The organism is Rudanella paleaurantiibacter, assembly GCF_009184635.1.
GTDB lineage: Bacteria > Bacteroidota > Bacteroidia > Cytophagales > Spirosomataceae > Rudanella > Rudanella paleaurantiibacter.
Window position 1 is genome coordinate 124,762 of record NZ_WELI01000009.1, and the last position, 21,599, is coordinate 146,360.

Annotated in this window: 17 protein-coding genes; 4 read left to right on the top strand and 13 right to left on the bottom strand. The window is 54.5% G+C overall.

Annotation, left to right across the window (positions count from 1 at the left end):
- Positions 1–27 precede the first annotated feature (27 nt).
- The 10 genes from F5984_RS19545 to F5984_RS19585 all read right to left on the bottom strand — a co-directional run bounded on the left by F5984_RS19545 (position 28) and on the right by F5984_RS19585 (position 12,045).
- Entirely contained in the window at positions 28–1,236 is a 1,209-nt protein-coding gene (locus tag F5984_RS19545; RefSeq protein WP_246169166.1) for a hypothetical protein, read from the bottom strand.
- 136 nt (positions 1,237–1,372) lie between these two features.
- Positions 1,373–2,128, bottom strand: coding sequence for a type III pantothenate kinase (locus F5984_RS19550; protein WP_152125905.1), 756 nt, complete (start codon positions 2,126–2,128; stop codon positions 1,373–1,375).
- A gap of 315 nt (positions 2,129–2,443) precedes the next feature.
- Entirely contained in the window at positions 2,444–5,734 is a 3,291-nt protein-coding gene (locus F5984_RS26775; RefSeq protein ID WP_246169169.1) for a hypothetical protein, read from the bottom strand.
- Positions 5,735–5,872: 138 nt separating this feature from the next.
- A complete protein-coding gene (locus F5984_RS26940; protein WP_185155580.1) occupies positions 5,873–6,463 on the bottom strand; it encodes a hypothetical protein in 591 nt (196 codons plus the stop codon).
- Between the two features lie 27 nt (positions 6,464–6,490).
- Entirely contained in the window at positions 6,491–6,952 is a 462-nt protein-coding gene (locus tag F5984_RS19565; protein WP_152125906.1) for a hypothetical protein, read from the bottom strand.
- Between the two features lie 24 nt (positions 6,953–6,976).
- Complete coding sequence (locus F5984_RS19570) at positions 6,977–7,768, bottom strand: hypothetical protein (RefSeq protein ID WP_152125907.1); 792 nt, start codon at positions 7,766–7,768, stop codon at positions 6,977–6,979.
- A gap of 4 nt (positions 7,769–7,772) precedes the next feature.
- Positions 7,773–8,180, bottom strand: coding sequence for a hypothetical protein (locus F5984_RS19575; RefSeq protein WP_152125908.1), 408 nt, complete (start codon positions 8,178–8,180; stop codon positions 7,773–7,775).
- 36 nt (positions 8,181–8,216) lie between these two features.
- Positions 8,217–8,357, bottom strand: coding sequence for a hypothetical protein (locus F5984_RS26580; protein ID WP_185155581.1), 141 nt, complete (start codon positions 8,355–8,357; stop codon positions 8,217–8,219).
- Positions 8,358–8,389: 32 nt separating this feature from the next.
- Complete coding sequence (locus tag F5984_RS19580) at positions 8,390–11,416, bottom strand: sensor histidine kinase (protein ID WP_152125909.1); 3,027 nt, start codon at positions 11,414–11,416, stop codon at positions 8,390–8,392.
- Positions 11,413–12,045, bottom strand: coding sequence for a response regulator (locus F5984_RS19585; protein ID WP_152125910.1), 633 nt, complete (start codon positions 12,043–12,045; stop codon positions 11,413–11,415). The genes F5984_RS19580 and F5984_RS19585 overlap by 4 nt, the downstream gene beginning before the upstream one ends.
- Positions 12,046–12,504: 459 nt before the next feature.
- On the opposite strand from F5984_RS19585, the gene rho reads away from it, so the two are divergent.
- From rho to F5984_RS19605, 4 genes are all read left to right on the top strand, one after another.
- Entirely contained in the window at positions 12,505–14,685 is a 2,181-nt protein-coding gene (gene rho, locus F5984_RS19590; protein ID WP_152125911.1) for a transcription termination factor Rho, read from the top strand.
- 252 nt (positions 14,686–14,937) lie between these two features.
- A complete protein-coding gene (locus tag F5984_RS19595; protein ID WP_152125912.1) occupies positions 14,938–15,927 on the top strand; it encodes an OmpA family protein in 990 nt (329 codons plus the stop codon).
- Positions 15,928–15,949: 22 nt separating this feature from the next.
- Entirely contained in the window at positions 15,950–16,441 is a 492-nt protein-coding gene (locus tag F5984_RS19600) for a hypothetical protein (RefSeq protein WP_152125913.1), read from the top strand.
- 67 nt (positions 16,442–16,508) lie between these two features.
- Positions 16,509–17,174 (top strand): hypothetical protein, encoded by a 666-nt coding sequence (locus F5984_RS19605; RefSeq protein ID WP_152125914.1) that lies wholly within the window; start codon positions 16,509–16,511, stop codon positions 17,172–17,174.
- On the opposite strand, the gene F5984_RS19610 is transcribed toward F5984_RS19605, so the two are convergent.
- The 3 genes from F5984_RS19610 to topA all read right to left on the bottom strand — a co-directional run bounded on the left by F5984_RS19610 (position 17,171) and on the right by topA (position 21,437).
- Complete coding sequence (locus F5984_RS19610) at positions 17,171–17,923, bottom strand: endonuclease III domain-containing protein (RefSeq protein ID WP_152125915.1); 753 nt, start codon at positions 17,921–17,923, stop codon at positions 17,171–17,173. The two genes, F5984_RS19605 and F5984_RS19610, sit on opposite strands and share 4 nt — an antisense overlap.
- 67 nt (positions 17,924–17,990) lie before the next feature.
- Entirely contained in the window at positions 17,991–18,686 is a 696-nt protein-coding gene (locus F5984_RS19615; RefSeq protein WP_152125916.1) for an SIR2 family NAD-dependent protein deacylase, read from the bottom strand.
- A 111-nt stretch (positions 18,687–18,797) separates the two neighbouring features.
- Positions 18,798–21,437: a type I DNA topoisomerase gene (gene topA / locus F5984_RS19620; RefSeq protein ID WP_152125917.1), complete on the bottom strand. Its 2,640-nt coding sequence runs from the start codon at positions 21,435–21,437 to the stop codon at positions 18,798–18,800.
- Between the last annotated feature and the right edge of the window lie 162 nt (positions 21,438–21,599).

Here is a 21,599-nt window from a genome sequence, read left to right on the forward strand (position 1 = left end):
ACGCTTTTGTATTGATTGATTGAATATTTAGTCGAGCACCGGCTTACGGAACCACCAGTCGTTCAGAGAGAGACCCAGCGCAAACCGCACGTACCGCTCCCGAATCTGCGAGCCAACCAGAGCCCCCCGTTGGCCACCCTGCACGCTCAGGTTGACATAATTTACAAAGTACGAGCCCATCGGTAAAGACAAGCCAAGGCTACCGTTTACATCTTTTACCCGCTGCCCGTCTACCAGGTAGGGCGTCTGATTAACCTGAAAACCAGCACGATAAGTGACTAAGTCCCAGTATTTGGTCGAATTGGCTTTGGGCATATATTCCAGACCAACACCGATGGTCATGGCATCGAGCAAATTACCCGACCGACCATTCACGGCCTGAAACTGTGACCATCTCTGGAAACCTACATCCAAACCTACCATCAGCTTATTGATCTGCTCAATGCTGATGCCGAAGTGGGCCTGTTGCGGCAACCGAATCGACGAGGCCACGTTGGCCCGCAGGGTATCTTCGTCGGAGAGGCTATTACCCCCTCCACCGGTGCCGGTACCCAGCGAAACCTGCTGATACACATCCGTTTCGGTAGCCCCAACCCGAGTCGCCGGGTCGATAGTAGCGCCGAGGTTCAGCGACCATTTTTCGCTCAGTTTGGGTCGCCAGCCGGCCCCAAGCCGCCACACAAAATCATTATAAAGCACCCGGTTTGAGCGCGAAACCACAATATCCTGCGGTTGTGGATTGAGCTGCTGCGAGGTCGGTGCTACATCATTAATCAACACCCGGGCATCGGAGTTATTGGTAATGTTGCCGAACAGGAAGCCCGCTTCGGCCCCCACATAAATATTTTTACCCAGTCGAAAGCCGGTAGTGTAGGCAGCCTTATTGATGGCTCCACGACCTGAGTAGGTGTATTCAGCTTCGTAAATGGTATTGGTGTTGTTGCGCAGTACCCGACCATAACTCTTAGTCGAATAGTCGACGTAGGTGTAAGGCCGTAGGCTGAGCATCATGGTCCAGCGCGATGAGGCCGGAAACGCCAACGCAACATAGTTGAGGTTGGCTCCAAAATCGCGCTGACTTTGCGTTTGCCCGGCGCGGAGTTGGCTGATTTGGGGTTTGTACTGACCAATGAGACCCACTTCAAAAGCCGTAAAACGACCCCGGCGAGCCAACAACGCGGGGTTTTGCATATTTAGGTAAAACGGACTGGCATTGCTGACGCCGATGCCTCCCATGCCCAGATTAGCCGCATTCGTTGGGTTGTAGGGCTCCCCAACCCCAAGGGCTGAGTACGGCGAGTTGCCTAAACCTTGTGCCCGGGTTAGAGCAGGAGCAGTGAGAGAGAGAACGAGAGCAAAAACTTGGACACGTCTACGGATTAGCCGGTAATTTCTTGACATTATAGTGTAAAATACGATTCAGTCCCCACAGTACCAACGGCGGCACTGCAAATATCGGGGGTTTCAGACGACTTTCAAACAACGGACCGTCGCCCCCGCACACAAGTACCCGCCCAGCCGGGTATTCAAGCCGGTATTCGGCCACAATTCCGTCCAGTTCGAGCCGCATCCCGTTCAGGGCTCCGCTCAGCATGGCCTCGCGGGTATTACGGGCATCGAGCCGGGGCCAGGCAGGCGGGTTGGCCCGATCTATTTCCAGCAACGGCAGCCGGGCCGTAAACTCATGCATAGCCTGCAGGCGCATACGCAGCCCCGGCGCAATGAGCCCCCCCTGAAACACACCCGCTCGGTCGAGCCGGTCGGCGGTGATGCAGGTACCCAGATCCAGAATGAGGCAATCTTCATTCGGATACAGGTGCATGGCCCCCACTGCAGCGGCCACCCGGTCGGCACCGAGGGTGTGGGGGGTATCGTACGCTTTCTGGATTGGAACGGGCGTTTGCCCATCCAGAAACACCCACTGCTCCACACACGCTACCTGTAGCAACGGCGGCAGTGTCTCGGCCGGATAGCTCGTCGACGACACAATACCTGCATTGGCTGGCTGTTGAGCTAATGCCTGCGCCAGCTCATCGACCGAGACAAACTGCGCCGTACGAACCAGTTTATCTTGGCTAAACCACCCTGCTTTAAGCCGGGTGTTTCCCCAGTCGATAGCAACATTCATGAACGTAACGGTAAATGTGGGCGCAAAAATGGATATAAGCGGGGGAATTAACGAAAATTAAGAAACGGAGGAGAGCACAGATGTAATGGATTGAGGGGATTTACACGGATTACTCGTGCCGGGGGCTGTTAAAAAAGCGGAATATGGCGACTCTTAACACCATACTCCGCCTTAACATGACTACCCGCACTATATGAGTGCTTAAACAGAACTCAATGTACAATGACTAGCGCAAAGTTCATAAGTAAAACCTTGATTATCAATAGTTAATCCAATTTTCCATATACATTATACATTGCCCATTTATTTAGTCTATCACTGACAGCTTTTCCAGAGGATTGGCACAGGTGGGTTGGTACTGGTTATGCTCTCCCACGTGCCATTCAGGTTTCTTTCGGCCCTGTATTCAGTACGAGTGAACGAGATCGGTTTCCCGTCGGTGTCATAACTATAGTCGACCGTATACCCCCGCTCTGCGTAAAAATTAATACTTGGGTCTGCATATTTTTCCAAATAACTGATCACAGGTGCCCCGAAGTAGAATTTCCCCTGATGAATAAGCGGAGTTTCCAGCGGTTCTATGTCTATAACACGACCCAAATCCTCCAGAAACCGATAGCCTTTTAGAAACCCTAACCCACCACTTTCCTGGTTCTGAGCGTTCAATTCCGTACCAAATTGCTTTTGGCTGGTGTCGTAAACCAACGTGACACTGGTCAAATCGTCACCTGGGTCATCGTAATCACAAATGACCGTCCCCTCCGCTTCGTTGTAGGTATATCGTTTTTCCATCCAACCCCCATATCCATAAACGATCCGTGCGGTTTGTAGATACCCGTTTGGGTAGTAACTCAGCGTGATGCTATAGCTTGAAAAAGCGGCCAGACTCGCTTCGGCAGGGCTACGATACTGGATGTGCGTAATCTGTCCACTTTCAGACAGTTTATAGCGAAGTACGCTCCGAACGCCAGAAAAAGAAGAAGTAGTATAGAAGTACTGCTCAATCTGGTTCGTTCCATACACAAAGGTTTGGCTGTTCGTCGGAGATAAAACACGAGGTGACGAACCATCTCCCAAAGCGTACAGATCAGCTCCTATTACTTTGCCCTCCGCATTATAACTGAATACCGTTTCTTGGATCCCGGAATCGGTAAGAAACGTTCTGATCTTTTGAATTCGATTATCAGCATCTTTTACAATCTGACGGTGGATTCTGGGCGCATAATTATTTTCAATGCGATCAATACAGTTTTCAACCAGGCGGCAAAAGTCCACATTGACGGGTGTCTGCCCCAGCGGTATCGAATCGAGATCCATAGCTACTCTGCCTTCAAGCACGATAGGGCTCCAGACAAACTCGGCTTCCAGTTCGGGTTTCAGGCCAATAGCACTACTCACGATAAGGCCGGTATTGTTAAAGTTGCAGGTTCCTTCCAGAGCCGCATACCCCTCGACCCCAACTTCTACCTTCCAGTTGTCCTGCTCATAAAATTTGACACCTGCTTTGGGTTTCAGGCCAATCTGGGCTTTCCCTTTCACCGCAAGCTCAAGCGGTTTGTCGGGGTGTTGCAGGGGACTGGGTAGCGTAATATCGCTCCAACCTTGCCCTGCCCGCCACAGTTTGCCGATCCCTACGCGCTGTGTAGTGTTGAGCAGTTCGCCATCGAACCCGATTTCGGCTTCCAGTTCGCTTGTAAGATCGAGTCCGGCAGTGGGTCTAAAAACAATAGGCACCGGCACACCACCAATAAAGACAAACCGGATGTAAGGGGCTTTGCGCTCCCATTTATCAATGGGTATCGCTTCTTTATACGTAATCTTACCCGTGGCTTTAAGCCGTAACCGCAGGTTGTTTTCCACCTGAGCCATGCACCGAAATTCACTCAGGTTACTGTTGGCCACCTTCAGCCCAAAATCCATCGTTACCCGCAGCGAGTCGGTCGCTGTACCCACCACGTTAATTTCAACATCACGCTCGCGTTCGGTATCCTCGGCGGTCTCCACTTTTTGTTTCCCTTTAAACTGCCCGGTAAACTGTGTCTGCATCGTTTTTTTCAGAACAGCCTGCCAGGAGATGTCAGCTTCTTTGGTTATGTCCGACAGATCGCCGGGCTCGAAGGTTATCTCGGTTTCAATATCACCGTTTGTGGTCGAAAGGCTTCGCGTCGACGTAACCTGCCCAATAAAACCGAATGGTGTTCCGGTGGTCTGGGCAAACACGGCCCACTCCCCCTCAAAAAGCCCCGATTTGGCGGCCAATCGCCCACCCGCGCTCATGCTGCCGATGTTTCGGAAAGCCGGCACGCCCCGAAACCGGATGGTCATTGGTGTACGCGCGATAATTTGCCCATTGTTGGCCGGATCAAAGCCAAACACATTGGGTTTCAGCACAAGGGTTCCCTGCACCTGAGTCGAACCTTCATCATCACCCAACAGCCTCAGCCGACTACCCGTCCCGAGCGTCAGGGTACCATTTTGCTGGATATTCTGGCACACCACGGTCCGGTTGTCGGCAACGGTGACGATATGGTCGGTCGAAATGGTGACATTATCGGCCCCACCCGGCACCCGCCCGCACGACCAGGTGTCGGGGTCATGCCAGTTTCCCGAGCGCACCGACACCATATCATCACACGTGGTCACACACAACGACACAACCCGGATGGGCACCCCAACGGTATCAACCTGCGACGAGAGTGTGGCCACCACCCGGAGCCGGTACCCATTGGCCCGTAGCACCGCGCGCGGAATGGTAGCCCTGATTACTCCCGAACCGGAAGCCAGTACAGTACCAATCACCAATGGTGCACGCCAGCTACCGAGCGAGTCGGAGAGTTGTACCCGGAACCGATTACCGGATGGATGGGTGACCGATACAGAATAAGGCACTGCAAACTCCTCTTGCCGACACCATTCGGCGGGAATTTGGCCGATTACGGGCGAGGGCAACGCCGGTAATACCACCGAAACGGCTACTCGCTGCTCACTGGGAGACGGGCAGGCTGTAGAGGTGCAGGTGACAGAGTACGTGGTACTCACCGTGGGGGAGACCTCTACAACTGGACTTGTGTCGTTGGTTGACCAGCGCACCGTACCCGCCGAGCAGCCCGTGGCCGACAGTGTCAGGCTGGAACCTAAGCTGACCGTAACCTGAGCAGGGTTAGTTTGTTGTTGCCCCGGCTGCCCGGTCACTACTATCGACACGGCCGTGCAGGGAGTCGAACCGTTTTCGCAGGCTCCAGTCAGGGTCATGCCATTGGTCCAACCGGTGCAGGGTGGGTTTGTAGCAGTGACAGCCGTACTCGAATGGGTGGTGGTGGGTATGGCGCAATACACACACTGACCGCTACCGGTGGCCTGTAGTATCCAGGCACTGCCATTCCAGAAAATAGCCGCCGAACCCGAACACCCCTGGCAGCCATTGGCGGTAAAGCCCGACGATTTTCGATACCGGTTTTTACCGTTTTGTTGCCCATCGAACTGGTACGTTCCATTGAGCGAATACGTGTTGTAGGCGGCATTGCCCGCCCCCGAGACAGTTACAGACTGGGCGTTGGCGTAGTGGCAAGCCAAAAGGCATACAATCAGAATAAGTCTGAACAGCATTGCATTGGGAGTTTAGCGTAGGGGCTATTGGCAGCATATCAATGTCGACGCTCTATCCGTGCAGCTTTACGCTCCACAGTAGGGCAGCCTCGAGCTGCCAGAGCTGGGTGTTGGCATTGATAGTCGGAGAGCTACCCGTCAATCAGGCAGGCTGAACGCTTTCTTAACGGCCTCATAGTTAGTGTAATCCAGGTTGGCCAACCGGCCGTTTTTGAGCGTAGCTGCCGGAATTACAACCACTTTCATCGAAAAGTCGTACAGGTTGGTCACCCGGCTACCAGCTTCATTAAACCGATTCATCGTTACCTGATTAGACGTGTAGTTGAAACTGTAGAAATCCCGCTGATTGGAAGGAATCCAGGCATAATCGAGAAATGAAGGAACCGCAAACCAGTAACCGGGATTTGCCTGATTGCTAATTGATGCATAGCCCAGCACCAGTGAATTGGCCACCGAAACGTCGGCCGGAAGCTTATATACGTTCTCAAACGCATTGCTTCGGTCGGTTGCTTTCAACCAGGTGATCTGCGTGACATTGGCCGAGCCAACTTCACCTTTTGGGCCCTGGGCTCCAGCAGCACCCGTAGCCCCTGTAGCTCCAGTATCGCCTTTGGGACCGACCGGGCCCTGCGGTCCGGGATCACCTGCAGGACCTTTGCACTGAGTAAACATCAAACTGGTAGCCAACAAAAAGGCTGAAAAGAAGCGAGTGTTGCGATGTAGTTTCATGGCATTGAATTGGTTTAAGGTAGTGTTTTAGTAACAGGCAGGCCCGTGCTTTCCCGATTTGGCCGGGATATAGGAACGGTTACCTACCAGAATGTTCTGTTTTTCGTCGAAAGCAAGCGGCAGGAACGTTGGCTCACCGTTGTCAGGCGTCAGTACGAGCGATACACCGCCCCCGTTTTCCTGTACGGTCCAGGTACCAGCTTCGGTGGCCGGGCCCGTCATATCAAAGCTCGCTTCTGCGTAAAAGGTATACGTGCCTTGCGGACACAGGTCCATCTTCTGCGAGCGGCTGAATCCGCCTGAGTACGAGCTGTAGGTATGGAAATAGTTGAGCCGCGTGCCCGCCAGCGTCGTTCGCCACTCAGCCACAACGTCCGAGTCGCCCCCACCGAAGGAGGCCGAGTCGTCGTCATTTCCCATGTTGAAGTACACAAGCAAGCCAAAGGCACCCCATAGCCAGGTCTTTCTCGATTTAAAGTCGATAGCCATACGAATCGTTGTTTTGAGGTTGAACTACTGCGTCCGGTAGTAGATTTGTTTGCCCCCGTTGCGGTACAGAAGCATTTTTTGGCCGTCGGTCGCCATGCCGTACTCGGCATAGAGCCGGTCGGCCCCACCGCCCACGTTACGAATCCAGATTTGATCGGAGCCTTTAGTGTACCAGCGAACACCCTCCAGAATCTGCACGCCGTCAGAGTTGCTGCTAACCGAACTACCGCCCATACTGGCGTTGCCCGAAGAGTCGCCGGAGCCGATACGACCATCGGGATAAAAAAAGAGCGTGGTCCGCACCGAACCATAAAACTCACCACTTCCGTAGTAGCGTGTATGCGCCCACGCACCCACTAATCGACTGTTGCGAGGCAGTCCGTCGGGGCCACCGCCCGCTGTTGTGCCAGCGGGTTTTGCCGACGACCCTGTAGCGGCTGTTTTGGCCACTTTAGTAAATACCCCGCCCATAACGGGTATATTCAATAGGCCAACCCCAACAACCAGTTTGCCATTTTGGAGCATAGCCTCAAACTGGTACGCCGTCTGGTCGGTCGGATACGTAGCCGTTCCAGCCAACAGGTTATTCTGCATAGCCGCGCTGACGGTATAGGTCTCTCGGGCTCCACTTAGTTGGAGTACCAGTTCGCCGGTATAGTTAGCCCCCGATTGTCGGAGGGTGAGCATCGAAACCACCTGAACCGACTCATTTTGGGGCGAGGTCATGGTTCCCTGCCAGGTGCCCACAACCGACTGGGCCTGCATCAAATCCGGGCTCATCAGGAAAAGGAGTAAAGCAAAACGGAAGATCATCATGGCCTTACGCAGCTACCTGACTAATCACCTGTTGGCGTTCACGATTATAGCAATAAAGTAATGCCAGCCCCATAACCAGCCGCAGGAACGTGTCGGCCAGGAAAAAGCCGGTAAGGGGTGCATCTTTCAGAAGGCTATCCACCGTACCTACCCCAATTCCACCCAATACCACAATAGCCGAGACGAGCAATACGGTCTGTAAACTGGCTGAGTTTGATAAATTCCGGTTCAACAGGGCCAGCAATGCCAACCCAAAATTTGACAATCCCAGATACCGCATCAGCGAGATATGGCTGACATCATAAGGGTCGATTCCGTAGCTTTTCAGAAGCCAGGTGGTGGCAAACAGCATGACCCCCGACAAGAGCAGGCCATATAGCCCCAAAATCAGTAGCACGAGTGAACGAGACATAAAACGTGGAATTTTAGATGAATGTCCTCTCCTCTGTCAGAGCAGTACCAGCCCCAACATCCCAATGGCAATGGCCAGAGCCGAGAGCACCAGAACCATAAACCAACGGTAGCGTTTCATAACGAATTGGGGCAGAAAGAACAGGACAAAGGTCTGATCCTCAGCAGCCGGAGACAATACCGTAGGTACGGTATATTGCGGGCGTAGAACTACGTATTTTGGGGTTGAAACGGCACCCGAATACTAATCTGTACACCCTCACCCGGTGCAGACTGAATCGTCCATTCACCCTCCAGCAGTTGTACCCGGTGCCGGATGTTGGTCAGCCCCTGGCTATTGGGGCGCACCACCTGCGGGTCGAAACCCCGGCCATTGTCTTCGTACTGAAGCGTTAAGGTATTTGGCCCAACGGCCAACGTGAGCGTCAGCTCCGACGCACCGGCGTGTTTGAGTGCGTTCTGGAAAAGTTCCTGCACAATGCGGTACAGGTTGGTCTGAAAAGCCGGGGCAAGCGGGGGGAGCGGGTCTATATGGAGGCAAACCTGAACCTGTCCGGTGTCAGTCAGAGTGTCTGCGGCCTGCTGTAAGGCGCTGGAAAGCCCCAGCACTTGCAACGACTGCGGACTAAACTGATTGATCAGGCGACGCAAATCGGAAATGGACGTTTCGAGTAAGGAGAGTGAGCGGGTTTTGAGGTCCTGCTGCGGAATCTGCGGACTACCCACGTGGCTCAGGTAGAGTTTCAGCGCGGCCAGATTCGCCCCCACGCCATCATGCAGCTCGCGGGCAAAATGGGTACGTTCGGACTCTTGTGTTTGCACAGCCGTTTGGAGGTCACGCCGTTGTTGCTGCCGCACCGTGTACAAACGATACCGGTAGAGGCCGTAGAAGCCCGCTACCAGCGAACCCAATAGCAAGAACCTGAACCAGAACGTCAGGTAAAGCGGGGCTTCGAGCCGAATAGCTAACCGACGAATCGGCCCCCAGAATCCATCGCTATTAGCCGCCCGAACTTCAAATATATAGTCACCTGGCGGCAATTTTATAAATCGGGCCACCGTTTGTGTACCGGCCTGCACCCAGGCACTATCGAGCCCCAACAACCGATATTGATACCGATTAGAGCCGGCACTGAAATAATCGAGGGCGGCATACGTCAGGGCAAAGGTATTATCAGGCGGAGGAAGGTTTAACAACCCGATCTCGCCAATGTAGGCAGGCAGATTGTAGGGCTTTTCGGCAACAGTCAGATTGGTCAGCTGCACCGTCGGCTTGTATTGATTCGGTCGGATCTGCGCCGGGAAAAAGTGATTAAAACCCAGTGTACCACCGAAAAACAACTCACCGTTGCGCGCCCGGTAAAAACTGTTTCCGTTGAACTCATTACCCTGCAAACCGTCGGACGGCCCGTAGGTCCGTACCTGCCCCGACTCCACCGCCAGCCGACACAGGCCCCGATTGGTCGAAAGCCATAGTTCACCCGCCTGCCCCGGCAACACGCCGTACACAAAGGCATTGGGCAGGCCAGTTGATTCGTTAAAATGCTTTGTAAGCCGCAACTGACTATCGAACCGAAACAACCCTTTACTCGTGCTAACCCACTCGTTTTGGGCATCCGCATAAAAACTGGCAGCAATCAGTTCATCCAGGAGTTTGGCCGTCCGTTTCCATTGGCCGTTGTGAAGTTGCCCAACGTAAATAGCCTCTTCATTGACCCCCACCCAAATACGGCCGTGACGGTCGGGAGCCGCAAACCCAATCAACTTATGCCGAAAAAATGATTGTTCGGTAAACTGGTTCGTAACCCGATCAAACAGAAACAGGCCATCTTCCGTACCAACCAGTAACCAACGGGCATCTAATTCAGTCAGGTGCCGCACAAACACCCGCCCCGAATTGAGGGTGGCCCCCAGTGGCCGGTACGTCTGAAACTGGCCACGCCCCCGATAGCGGGCCAAACCCTGATCGGTAGCAACCCAAAGCGTACCCGACGCATCAGTGAGCAAATGCCGAACCTGATTACCGGGCAGGCTTTGCGGGTTGGCAGGGTCGTGCACAAATGGCTTATCGAGCCGGTCGGCCCGGCGGTCGTAAGCCTGTAGCCCTCCGCCAAGCGTACCCACCCACAGGGTTCCGTCGGGGGTTTCAGCAAACGTTCGGATGTTAAGATTGGCCAGTTTCGGATGCGTTTGCCCATTCACCAGGCCAAACTGGGCGCCATACGGATTTAGCTTCACCAATCCCTGTGGGTCTTCGTTGAGCCAGATAATGCCATCGCCAAAGTGGTAGAGGTAATACACATCGCCAAGCTGGGTCTGATCGGCGGGTCGGTACTGAACGGCCGTAAACGTTCGGGCAACGGGGTCGAACCGAAGAACGTGGTGGTTGAGGGTGGCTAAATTCAGCTGCCCGGTCGGGTCTTCGGCCAAATCGAACACCTGCCCCATTGGCTTACCCTGCCAGCTTGTAAACAGCTCGAACTGCTGCCGGTCGGGGTCGAAGCAGGCAATTCCGTCGGCATAAACGAGGTAGATCAGGCCATTCCGAGCCAAATGAAAATCGTAAAAAACTAGCGGTGGCCCCAGCCGGTTCTGGGCATGTCGGCTAAAATAATGGGTGGCCCGGCGGGTAGTTGTATCGTAAGCAATGAGCCCGTCATCAGTGTGCACCCAAAGCCGCCCCCGCCGGTCGAACGTGGTGGCATTCTGCGTCACGTAGTAGTTGAACGCAAACGAAAACTGATTGAACAGGACGCGTTTTTTCCCGCTCTGAAGGTTATAACGCACAATCCCCTCCTGCCCCGACCAATACCACACCTCCTGAGCCGTAGCCCGAAAAGGCGTGGTTGGGTTACTCATCCGGCGGCCCCGGCTATCGGCAAGCTGAAATGGGGTAAACCGGTCGGTGGCGCGATGATACTGATTGAGCCCTTCGTCGGTCCCGAACCAGAGATCGCCGGTAGGTGCTTCGATAATCCGGTTCACAAACAAACCAACCGGAGCTGTAGAGTCAGTAGCCGAGGGCCGGTACGCCCGAAACTGGCCTCCGTCGTACCGGCAGATTCCATCCTGCGTACCCACCCAGATAAACCCCCGGGAATCTTTGCACATGGCCGACACAGTTCCCTGCACCAGCCCTTGCTCCTGCCCCACCCGTTCGACCCGGAACGGGAGCTGTGCCCGGCTTTCCAGAACACCAACTAACCACAGTAAACCGACAAACCAGGGCGTTTTCATGCCCGCTGTAACAAGCGGGTGGTCAGCTCTACCGCATTGTGCACCCCCAATTTTGCGTAAATATTTTTGCGATGGGTTTCAACCGTACGGGGGCTGGTAAACGTCCGGGTGGCAATGGCGGTGTTGCTCAGGCCCTGCACAAGCAAATGGGCAACCTCCTGTTCACGAGGGGTAAGGCGGTAGACGGGCTCTTCGGTCGGTACAGGCGGCAAGGGTTCTGATGGATACAACAGAACATGTTGTAACGATGGGTCCAGATAGATTTCGCCCCCGCAAACGGCATCCAGCGCGCTCATCAGATCAGCATGGTGGGCCGTTTTGGGACAGTATCCATTGACGCCGGCCCGCAACATGGCTTGCACCGTGGCGGCCTCGGTTTCCATCGAAATAGCCAGAATCGGTAAGTCGGGCCGGAACGCACGCACCGATCGCGCCACCTCCGGACCGGGCAGATCAGGCAGGGTGACATCGAGCAACAGCAGATCGATGGACTGCCGCTGCAGCGTCGGTAGCACCTCCCCTCCCAACGTTACAACCTCTACCACCTCGTACAGCTCCGAAAACTGAAACAGAAACCGCAAGCCATCGGCAAAAAGCCGGTGATCGTCGGCAATAAGAATACGTTGCATATGGGTAGGCACTATTAACAAACACTAAAGTAAGTAATATTTAGTCGCTCTACTCAACTGACTCGCAAACAACCGCATTTCGAAAAATAGATCTGTACGAAAAATAATTCTAAACGGAAACATTTCTGGCAAACAGACGTTATGTTGACAAATAGACGCTCGGTTCTTACATTTGCCCTGTCATATCCTTCGACTATCAGCCGATAGGTCGTCAGATTTCAAGCCAAATAACATCCTCGTACATCCAACGGCTCTCACCGGGCCCCTTGCCTGTACGAAGCGCATAGCAAACCAATAAGCAGCCCCCGGAGTCTCACCAGCCCGTTGCGCCCTGTTTTCAATGCCACTATCCTTAGTTGACCTACTTCTGATCCATCGTCTTTTCTGAAAGCGCCCTTCGCGCCTGTCTACTGCAAATCACGCTTTACGCCCTGCAAGGTTACTGATAACCTGACTTTTATGTACAATATTGAAGAACTGAATATGAAGCTTCTGTCGGAGCTTCGCACCATTGCCGATCAATTTGGAATCACCGACGGCAACAAGTACCCAAAACGTGAACTGATTTATAAGATTCTGGACCATCAGGCGCGGATGCCCATGCCCGATGAAGCGGCCCCCGAAGTAGCCGTTGCGGAGGCCCCACGTCGGGGACGTCGGCCACGGGCTGAGGCAGTAGCCGCCGAGCCCGCGCCCGAAGTAGTTGCCGAAACCCCAGCCCCAGAAACGGATACCCCAGCCGCAACGCCCGCTCGGACGCGCAGCCGGATTCGGCGGGATGCCGGTGCAGCGGATACACCTCCTCCTACAAACGAAACTGAAGCGATTGCCCGTACCGACGAAGGTATGTTGCAAACACCGACCGAGTCGACGGAAGCTGACACTACGCCTGAGCGCCCTGTCGAAGGACGCCGTGAGCCAGCACCCCGGCTCAACCAGCCTCGCCCCGAACGAGGTAATGAAGCTAACGGATCACGCCCGGACGCGGGCCGCCCGGACGCGGGCCGGATCGAGCGAAATGCACGCCGTACCGACAGCCCCCGTCCCGACCTGGGCCGTGGCAATGACCGCAACAACCCCAATGGACGTGATTTCCGGGATCAACGTCAGGGCGACCCGCGTCAGGGTGACCCACGTCAGGGTGATGCCCGCCCAAGCCGTTTCGGGCAACCCGGTAATCGGGATATGGAAAATCGGCCCCGCCGTGATGAGCGTCCCGGTGGTTTGCGGGAACGCCGTCGGGCGGTAACCGACGAGTCGGCGATGAGCATGCGCGTCGAGTCTGAGGAAGAGTTTCTGACTCCGACTGTTGTCGAGGAAGGCAACACAACCGTTGCAACCGCCCCTGTTGACGGAGAAACACCGGTAGCCGAAGGAGCCCCCACCGAAGCTTCAGCCGAGTTTACCGAAGCCCCCGCCGACGGAGAGCGTCAGCAAACTACGCAGGCTCCGCAACCTTCGCGGGAGTCGTTGGAATACCAAAACCGGATTCGTCGGCAATACAACCAGCACATCCGCGAATTTGACGGAATCATTGAAAATGAGGGCGTTCTGGAAATTATGTCCGATGGCGGCTACGGGTTCCTGCGGTCAGCTGATTACAATTTCCTGGCCAGCCCCGACGATATTTATGTGTCGCCCTCGCAGATCAAACTGTTTGGCCTGAAAACCGGTGATACGGTGAAAGGAGCTATTCGGCCCCCGAAAGAGGGCGAAAAATACTTTGCCCTGCTGCGCGTAACGACCGTAAACGGCAAAACCACCGAAGAGATTCGTGACCGGATTCCGTTTGAATACCTGACGCCCCTCTTCCCCGAAGAGCAACTCAAACTGACCAACCGCCCTGACCAATACTCTACGCGGGTTCTGGATTTGTTTGCCCCTATCGGCAAAGGTCAGCGCGGTATGATTGTGGCCCAGCCCAAAACCGGCAAAACGGTACTGCTCAAAGAGATTGCTAACGCCATCACGCGCAACCACCCCGAGGTACACCTGATCATTCTCTTGATCGACGAACGCCCCGAGGAAGTAACTGATATGGCCCGCAGCGTAAATGCAGAGGTGATCTCCTCGACTTTCGACGAGCAGGCCGACCGGCACGTGAAAGTAGCCAGCATGGTGCTCGAAAAAGCGAAACGTATGGTGGAGTGCGGTCACGACGTGGTCATTCTGCTTGACTCGATTACCCGTCTCGCCCGCGCATACAATACGGTCGTGCCGTCGTCGGGCAAAATTCTGTCGGGTGGTGTCGATGCCAACGCCCTGCACAAGCCCAAGCGGTTCTTCGGAGCAGCCCGGAACGTGGAAAACGGCGGATCGCTCACGATCATCGCAACGGCTCTGATTGACACCGGCTCGAAAATGGACGAGGTGATTTTTGAAGAATTCAAAGGCACCGGCAACATGGAACTCCAGCTTGACCGCCGACTGGCCAACAAGCGGGTGTACCCAGCCATCGACGTTATTGCTTCGGGCACGCGCCGTGAAGATCTCCTGCTGGATAAGGAAACGATGCAACGTGTCTGGATTTTGCGGAAGCACATGTCTGACATGAATCCAATGGAATCAATGGACTTCCTTCTCGATCGCCTGCGTGGTACCCGCAACAACGAAGAATTTTTGATTTCAATGAATCGTTGATTCATCACCGTCACAGGTTATCTGAATATAAACCGCAGGCCATTTGGGGCCTGCGGTTTTTTGTTACACTCAAATCGCGTTAGTACACAGAACACCCGACAACCGGACTGCCAAACCTCGGCAGAAGGCATAATTTTCTGGCTATCTTGCATTTATACACAAGACGTGTATTTTTGGATGACCTTTCTGGGCTCTGCTCGTCTGATGAACGACCCAATCGGTCACGCATCACTCCTAATTAAACCCCCGCTAATGTTTACCAACAAGACCCCATGGATTGTACTCCTGGTGCTTTGGATGGCCGGATCAACCTGGTGGCACGTCTGTAAAATCAAGCAGCTCTGTGCCGATGATGCCCCCTCCACCACCGTTGCTACCTCCTCAGCTCCTGTCTTTACCCTTTCCGATGGTGCTCGTTTCAGCGTTGGTCTGCCCGGCACGTTCAACTTTGCCAAATCGGGCGCTAACCCTAACATGGCTGGTTTCGATGCTCCGCTCGATTCGATTGCTACGTACCTGCAAAACAACCCCGACCGGCAACTGACCCTCACCGGGTACTATTCAGCCTCCGAAACAAACCCAAGTAGTTTTAGCAATTTGGGGATTGCCCGGGCCGAAGCCGTCAGGGAAATGCTCATTCAGCGCGGAGTACCCGCCACGTCGTTGCTGACGGCCGGGGTCGAAAAAGCCGACATTGCGTTTTCGGCCGCAGGCGACTCAGTGATGGCCGGGGTCAACGGGAGCTTTGCTGCTATGGTAGTCGCAGCCCCCGCTCAACCCGACTCGCTTGCGTCTACATCCGCAATCAGCGCTTCGGCAGCGAGCACATCGGTAGCTTCTACTTCGTCGGCCGGTACACCCGTTACCGAGGAAGCCCTGGCCAAAGCCGAGAAATTTGAATCGGTATTCAAACCGATTGACCTGTACTTTAAAACAAACTCGTCGGACTATATCCGCACCGATGAGACAAAGAAATTCTTCAAAGAGGCTATTGCGTATCTGCGCAAAAACAAAGATAAGTCGCTGGTCTTGACGGGCTATACCGACAACGTCGGCCCCGATGCAGCTAACCTGGCCCTTTCGAAAAAACGCGCTGGCTCGGTTAAAACCCGGTTGCTGTCGCAGGGCGTAGCGGCCAGTCAGGTGAAAGTCGACGGTAAAGGCGAAGCCGACCCCAAAGCCTCAAATGATACTGAAAGCGGACGTAAAGCCAACCGTCGGGTAACGGTTGTTGTCCAGTAAACCCTCCTAAACGTACATTACTATGTTTGACATGAATCCCCTCAACATTGCCGACGCCATGCTTCAGCATGGGGTAATGCTGTTTGTGGCTGGCACGTTGGGCTTTATCATTGGCTATATTTCGCGGCAGCGGCTCATCGAACAATTAGAAGGCGACCTGGCCAGTACCGATCGCGAACTCGACGATTGCCAGCGTACGCCGATTATGCCGCTCCCGACGGGCATTGACGAGGCCTCTGTACTCAACCGCATCCGGGCACGGGCAGGTGAGCTCAATTACGACCGGATTGGCCGCGCGGAGGCTTCTGAAGCCGACGACCTGAAAGACATTGTTGGCGTCGGGCCGTTTCTGGAACGCAAACTGCACGCCATCGGCATTTATACGTTCCGGCAGGTAGCCAACTTCACCAAAGAGGACATCGATAAGGTAAACGAGATTATTGAGTTCTTCCCCGGCCGCATTGAACGTGACAACTGGGTGGGGCAAGCCACGGAATTAGACAAACGAAAATAACCATTTGCGGTATCGGCTACGGGTGCTCGCCAGGTAGCCCGATAACCCCATAACTGACCTTATCACTATGTTTGGATTAGATCCTTTAAGTCGCCCGGTAGCCATCTCCGAAATGTTGCTGCTGCTGGCTTTTGCGGCCTTCGTTGGGTGGTTAATAGCCCGACTCATTTCAAACAGTCGCGTAAATGCCTTACGCACCGAAATCGCTGAGCGCGAACAGGAGCTGGCCGATTGCCGCCGGGCCAAAGCAACGCCGGTTGCTCCTGCCCAACCCCTCAAAACGACAGCCGCGCCGGTTGTCAGCGTTAGCCAAACCCAGCCGGTTGCGCCAGCGTTGGAGGCTACCACCGTTGCAGAGCCGGTCATTTCGGCCCCATTACCCGAACCCGTTCTACCCGAAGAGCCCCCACTTCCGCAGGTGGCACTCGGCTCCGAAGCCGCCGTCTTGTCGCGTATTGCCTCGCGGGCGAGCGAGCTTAATTTCGACCGGATTGGCCGGGCCACGCTCGCCGAAGCCGACGATTTGAAAGAGGTAGTGGGTATTGGGCCGTTTCTGGAACGTAAACTGCACAGCCTCGGCATTTACACGTTCCGGCAGGTAGCCAACTTTACCAAAGAGGACATCGATAAGGTAAACGAGATTATCGAGTTCTTCCCCGGCCGCATTGAGCGTGACAACTGGGTGGGACAATCCAAAGCCTTCCACGAGAAAAAATACAACGGAAAAGCTTAGCCAATACGGATTTGCAATCCCGTATTTCGGCCTGCTGTACTGCTTAACTCAAGGGTTCCACCCGACTGATAGAATGCGCATTGGCTCGCCAGTGCGCATTCGCTGCATTTGGGGGTATACCATGTACAAACCCGCTGCCCATGCCAGTAAAAGTGCTTGTGCACATTAAACAACACAACGGGGTCTTTAGGAAGTTGCTCCAGCAACAGTTTGTGTGCCCGTTCGGCGCTTACCTTCGGGCCGAGTACGCCGACACGCTGCGTAACCCGGTGCACGTGCGTATCGACCGGCAAAACAGGCTTTCGGAAATAAAACAGCAGCAATAACGAAGCCGTTTTGAGCCCTACACCGGGTAAATTGGTCAACCACGACATGGCTTCTTCAGTAGACATATCGGACAGAAAATCGACCGTTGCAGCCCCTCGTTCGTCAATAATAGAGGTGAGCACCTGCTTAATCCAGGGCGCTTTAACTTCCGGGTATTTCGCCGTTTGAATGCACGCAATCAGGTCATCGAGGGGAGCATCACGCACTTGCTCCCAGGTCGGGAACCGGTCGAGCATGGCTTTGTACGCAGCCATTTCGTTGGCATGTGTGGTCCGGTGCGAAAGTATGGTCGCAATCAGTTCGTGCATCGGGTCCATGCGTCCGTATATGTCCTGGGTGCCGTACACCTCAGTCAGGCTGAGGTGCGCCCACCAGAGCAGGGAGTGGGAGTCGGTAACAGAAAAAGGGGGTTGTACAGCCATGCGTCGGGTATTTACCACGAAACGCAAAACAGCCATACAGCCCCCCAATTACCTACCCAACGACCCATTAGTCGGCCAGCAACTGCTCAGCCAGCCGAACCAGGCCGGTGGTAGCCGGCTCGGCAATAAACGTTACCTGATCTCTATGGCGTAACTCCGGGGTGTTGGGGTCGACCACAAAAATAGGCACCCCACGCGGCACCGCGTAGGCCAACCCGGCGGCCGGATACACCGCCAGCGACGTACCAACCACAATAAAAATATCAGCCTGCTGGGTGATCTCGTAAGCAACCTCCATCATGGGTACCTCTTCGCCAAACCACACAATATGCGGCCGAAGCTGGTGGCCTTTTTCGCACAGGTCACCCATCTGGATTTCGTCGGTTTCCAGCTCATATACCAATGAAGGATCGCCCGTACTGCGCGCTTTGGCCAGTTCGCCGTGCAGGTGTAGCACTGTCGACGACCCCGCTTTTTCGTGCAGGTTGTCGACGTTCTGCGTGATGACCGTCACGTCGTATTTAGCTTCAAGGTCTACCAGGGACTTATGCCCAGCGTTGGGTTGCGCGCTCAGGGCCTGTTTCCGGCGTTTGTTATAAAAATCCTGCACCAGCGCCGGGTTACGCACCCAGGCATCGGCCGTGGCAACATCCTCAATTCGGTAGTTTTCCCAGAGCCCGTTTGCATCACGGAACGTTGCCAGACCACTTTCGGCGCTGATTCCCGCCCCCGATAAAACCACAAGTTTGCGTTTCGATTCCATGTTTTTAAGATACGAAATTTGGGCTACAAACGAAAGCGGCCGGACCGACCGGGAGGCTATCCCAATCTATCCGGCCGCTTTTTTATTCATTCGCCCCCAAGGAGCCTTTCTTTACTTTTTCTTCGCCGGAGCCTTTTTGGCGGGAGCGGCTTTCTTTGCCGTAGCCGTCTTTTTAGCAGGCGCTTTTTTCTCGGCCCCTTCGGCCGGTTCGCCCGCCAGTGCCAGACACTGTTCGAGCGTGAGCGTGGCCGGGTCGGTTTCTTTCGGAATCCGGACGTTGCGCTTTCCAACCGCCAGATAGGGTCCGTACATCCCGTTGACCACTTTTACGTTCGGGTTCTCCGGGAACTCCTTGATGTACTTATTCGCTTCAGCCTGCCGCTTCTGTTGAATCAACTCAATAGCCCGGTCGAGCGTAATCCCACCCAGTTGTTCGCCTTTAGGCAACGAGATGTATTTATCTTCGAATTTCACGTACGGGCCAAAACGACCTTTACCCGTGGTTACGGGCTTGCCTTCAAACTCGCCCAGCGTGTCGCTTACCGATTCGGCCCGCTTCTGCTGAATCAGCTCGATAGCCCGCTCGGCACCCATCGAGTACGGGTCGTCTTCTTTCGTCAGCGATACGTACTTATCGTCGTGCCGTACATAGGGGCCAAACTTACCGATACCAATCACCATCGGCTTGTCTTCAAAGAAACCGACCTCGCGGGGCAGGGCAAACAGGTCGAGGGCCTCCTGCAACGAGATCGTTTCAATAAGCTGATCGGAGCGCAGGTTGGCGTACTGAGGCTTTTCTTCGTCAGTCGACTCGCCGATTTGCACATAAGCCCCGTACCGACCCAGCCGGGCCGATACTTTCTTGCCCGAAGCCGGATGGAGGCCCAACTCGCGGGCGCCTGTTTTGAACGACACGCCGTCGGAGCCTTGTACCTCTTCCACGTTCCGATGGAACGGGTTGTAGAACCCTTCGAGCATCTGCTGCCAGTCGCGCCGACCGTTGGCGATTTCGTCAAAATCTTTTTCGACGTTCGCGGTAAACTTGAAATCAACGATGTCGGGGAAATACTCCACCAGAAAATCGTTGACTACCATGCCGGTATTCGTCGGGAAGAGTTTCGCCTTTTCGGAACCGAACATCTCCTTACCGGCTTTTTCGCTCACTTGGTTCTGGGTCAGCAAAAGCTCACGGAAGGCGCGTTCCTGCCCTGCCCGGTCCGATTTCACTACGTACCCCCGGTTAATAATTGTCGAAATGGTAGGGGCATACGTAGATGGTCGCCCAATACCCATTTCTTCCAGTTTTTTCACCAGGCTGGCTTCAGCGTAGCGGGGCTGCGGGCGCGAGAACTTCTCGGTCGCTTTCATCTGCCCCAGATCGAGCGTCTGCCCGATCCGAAGCGGAGGCAACATCCCTTTGCTTTCTTCATCCTCATCATCTTTCGATTCGAGGTAAACCCGCAAAAAGCCGTCAAACTTAATTACTTCACCCTGCGCTACCAGCTCATTTGGGTACGAACCGGGCGCCGACGGAGCCGCGACAGGCATAGCAAACGGGCTATCGTCGAGCGACGAAGCCTGCACGGTTTGGGTCGTACCGTTGCCGAACCGAATCGAAATGGTGGCTGTGGTGCGTTCGAGCTGGGCATCGGCCATTTGTGAGGCAATGGCCCGCTTCCAGATTAGTTCATACAACCGCTTTTCGTCGCGGTTAGAACCCGCGTCGCGGTCATTGAAATTAGTCGGCCGGATGGCTTCGTGGGCCTCCTGTGCCGACTCGTTTTTGGTTTTATACTGGCGAGTCTGGACATAGTTAGGGCCAAACTCGGTTTCTATTTCAGCTTTGGCTTTCCCGATGGCCTCCTGCGAGAGGTTGGTCGAGTCGGTACGCATGTACGAGATTTTACCGGCTTCGTACAGGCTTTGGGCCAGTTTCATGGTCCGGTCGACGGCGTAGCTCATCTTGCGCGAGGCTTCCTGCTGCAACGTCGACGTGGTAAAGGGCGGAGCCGGCGATTTCTTTGCGGGCTTCGTCTCCAGGTTTTTAATCGTAAACTCGGCACCCACACAGAGCTGCAAAAAGCCCCGGGCCTCCTCAACGGTCGCAAAGTTCTTGGGCAGTTCGGCATTCAGAATTTTACCGCCCTCAACCACAAACTGAGCCGTTACTTTAAAGCTTGATTTGGACTGGTGCGCGTCTATCTCGCGCTCGCGGTCGACCACTAACCGCAACGCCACCGACTGCACCCGACCGGCCGATAAGCCGGTGCTGCCGCCTTTGATCTTACGCCAGAGAACGGGCGAAAGCTCATAACCCACCAACCGGTCAAGCACCCGGCGAGCCTGCTGGGCATTGACCAGATTCAGGTCAATAGACCGAGGCTGTCCAATAGCGTTCAGGATAGCGTTTTTGGTAATCTCCCGAAAGACAATCCGTTTGGTGTTCTCACGTAGGCCCAAAGCCTCTTTCAAGTGCCACGAAATAGCCTCCCCCTCCCGGTCGTCGTCGGTTGCGAGCCAGACCTCCTGAGCTTCCTTGGCCATTTTCTTCAGTTCGTTGACCAATTGGCGCTTGTCCGGCGAAACTTCGTACGCCGGTTTAAAGCCGTTGCTCACATCAACGGCCAAGCCATCTTTGGGCAGGTCGCGAACGTGGCCGTAGCTCGACCGAACCGTAAAATCTTTACCTAAGTAGCCTTCAATGGTTTTCGCCTTGGCAGGCGACTCCACAATGACTAAGTTCTTTGACATAAATGGTCTTTCAGGTTGATGCATCCCCACAGTTCGCTACCGCATTCCGCCAAATATAGACGCAAAACGAGTGAATGTTGCAACACACCGCAACATGCCCACTCTCTACGATACGAACCAGATTGTAATAAATTAACAAAATATTAGGCTAAACCGTTCGAT